Here is a 3,166-nt window from a genome sequence, read left to right on the forward strand (position 1 = left end):
TTATCGCGGTTCCAGCCCTGCGGATATGTTCCGTGGCACACCCGGTGTCAAATCCGGTGAAGCCCGCAATGGTGCAGGATCAATTGATGTCAATATTCGCGGTATGCAAGGCATGGGGCGTGTATCCACAACCATTGACGGCGCTGAAAACTCCGTCACCGTCTATCAGGGCTATCAGGGTGTTTCCAACCGCACCTTTGTTGATCCTGATTTTATTGCCGGCGTGGAAATCAACAAGGGGGCGGACACCGCTTCATGGGGCAATGCCGGTTCTGTCAGCATGCGCACTGTCGGCGTGGATGATATTGTTAAAGACGGTAATCACTGGGGTATCCGCGTTAAAGGCGGCATTGGCGGCAACACATCCAAACCGCTGGCCGGCGCTCTCAGCGGTTATCAGTGGCCCTATGCGCCGTGGGATGCAATGAAAGCTCCTGTCGGTTCAAAAGACGGTTTGGACAGACCGTCATTCCTGTCTCCGACATCCGCTTCCGGCAGTATTGTCGGCGCCTATAAAGGCGATGCCATAGATGTTCTGGCCGGTTATGCACGGCGTAAACAGGGTAATTATCACGCAGGAACGCGTGGCTCCGCAGCTGCCGATCCGGTCAATCTGGGCAAACAGCCTTATTGCAATTCAATGGTTGCCATTAATTGCACACCCAGAAGCCCGAGCAATTACTGGAACGAATATTATGCCAATCAGGGGCTGACCAATTACCGTCCGGGTGAGGAAATACTCAACACCCAGCTGGAAACCGAGTCATGGCTGGCAAAACTCAATGCCCGTTTTGCGGACGATCATGAATTGCAGCTCGGCTATATGGGCTATCGCAGCGAGGCCGGTGACAGGCTCGCCTCACGCTTGAGCGGCATTAAAGACCAGTCGATACAGCAAAAGCAAACCGCAGGAACCAGTCTCGACACGGTGACTGCGCGTTATAACTGGAAGCCGGAAGACAATGAGCTGATTGATCTGCGTGCCAATCTCTACTGGACGCATCTGCAATTGCGTAATCCGGTACGCGGCGGGCGTGGTGTTACACCGGGAGGGATCGGCCTGCCTGCCGATTTCCGTGTCGGATCTGACAGTGATATGTGGGGCGGGGATATCCAGAACAAATCCGCTTTCACGTTTGATGCAGGCGATCTGGATTTGACTTACGGCACATCTTTCCGTGTGGAAGATACACGCGGCAGTGAACATTCCGCAGCTCTGGAAGGCTGGATGACACCGCGCGATGCGATCCGCCATGAAGTCGCGGCTTATACGAAGGCTGCTTATAAGCCTGTTGACTGGCTTACTGTGAATGGTGGTTTGCGCTATTCGCATTTCTGGTCGAAAGACCGTTTCGACCCCTATGAGCGCAATCAGATTAATAATGCAAAGGGACAGGGTTCCAGAACCAATGACGGTGGTTTCAGCCCGTCTGTCGGTCTGACTTTTGAACCGTGGGAACAGACCCAGTTCTATGTCAATTATTCCAATACGCTGCGCGCGCCGAGCATTATTGAATCCGTTTCCGCATTTAACAGCGTTACCGCAAATACAGATGTAAAACCGGAGCGTTCCAGCAACTGGGAAATCGGCACCAATGTCGTCCGTAACGGCCTGCTTGCCGATGAAGATACGGGTATGCTGAAGCTCGGTTACTTCAACTGGGATGTTAAAAACTACATCTCGCGCAATATTGTATATGACACTAAAAATCCGAGCAATTTTGCCCTGAATATCGGCAATATCCACCGTGCGAAGTTTTCCGGTCTGGAATTTTCCGGTCGCTATGAGCTGGACGGTTTCACAGCTGATCTGGCAGCCAATTATTATCTGAATGTTGAATATTGCCGGACATCCGAGAGTTGCGACGGTAAGAGCCTTTATGGTGATTATGCCACCAACCATGTGCAGCCCAAATATTCGGTTGACCTGACCCTGTCGCAGAAACTGCTGGAAGAACGGCTGATGCTCGGCGGTCGTGTCTCCTATACGGGGCCGCGTGCTATCGGTCATGGCGATGTGACGGCACAAGGCGCATCTGAATTCATCACACCGGTGCTCTGGAAACCCTATGCGCTTGTTGATCTGTTTGCAGAATATAAAATCACTGACAATCTGACAGCGGCATTCCGCGTCGAGAATGTGTTTGATAAATTCTACATTGATCCTCTGGGGCTTGTGACGCAGCCGGGTCCGGGTCGTACCTTCTATGCCAGTCTCACAGCCGACATCGGCGGTGAACAGCAATTGCCGTCTCTGCCGTCCTTCCTGACACGGCGTCCAACGGTTGAAGGCGCTCCGATTGACTGGACAGGCCTTTATGCCGGTGCCCATGCAGGTGGTGTTTTTGGCCGCACATGGGGCAACACAACCGCTCTCGACGGCACATCCAATGCGATTGCGGCAACGGAATCCGCTGATTTCGGCATGGATAGCGGGTTGTTTGGTGTGCAGGCCGGTTATAACTGGCAATTGCCAAACCGCGTGGTGCTCGGCATCGGTGCAGACTGGAGCAAAACCTATCTGAATGTTGCACATAAAGCCCGCACAACAGAGGGCGATTTTGCCGGTACCGGCAATGTGCAGGCGCAGACCCTCTATGACATTGACTGGACTGCCGCTGTGCGCGGTAAACTCGGCTATGCTTTTGACAATAAATGGATGCTTTACGGCAGTGGCGGTGTGGCCTTTGCCCGCGAGAGCCAGTCGCGCGAGCAATATCGTGTCAGTGCAGACAGTTCTGACAAGGTCACAGAAATTGCGCTGACTGAAAAGGAGAAAGCAACACGCTTCGGCTGGACAGCCGGCGGCGGGGTTGAATATGCCATGAATGACCGGTGGTCGGTGATGGCGGATTATTCCTACACACGTTTCGGCAAAACCAATTTCAACTTTAAAAATGCCCGTGCCGGTATCATGCGTGACTGGGAAACACAGGAAAAGACTGGTGTTGAGATTGTTGACCCGTCAAAACAGCCGGGCATGGCCGACTTTTGCACTCAGTTTCCGCAATATTGTGAGCCTTATGAAAAAGCGATCTATGAGACCGTCAAGCATGAAGGATCGTCGAGTGTTAGAAACGGACGCAAAGCATCCAATTCGCTCGATTTTCATACATTCAAAATCGGTGTGAATTACCGGTTCTGACAAACTCAAAAGCCCCCGCCC

1 protein-coding gene is annotated in these 3,166 nt (G+C 52.7%); it reads left to right on the top strand.

Features of this window, described 5'->3' with window-relative positions:
* Positions 1 to 3,145 (top strand): TonB-dependent receptor domain-containing protein (locus A918_RS19455; protein ID WP_022709949.1); only part of this gene is annotated, 3,145 nt, incomplete at its 5' end.
* Between the last annotated feature and the right edge of the window lie 21 nt (positions 3,146 to 3,166).

The organism is Pseudochrobactrum sp. AO18b (genome assembly GCF_000409565.1).
Lineage (GTDB): Bacteria > Pseudomonadota > Alphaproteobacteria > Rhizobiales > Rhizobiaceae > Pseudochrobactrum > Pseudochrobactrum saccharolyticum.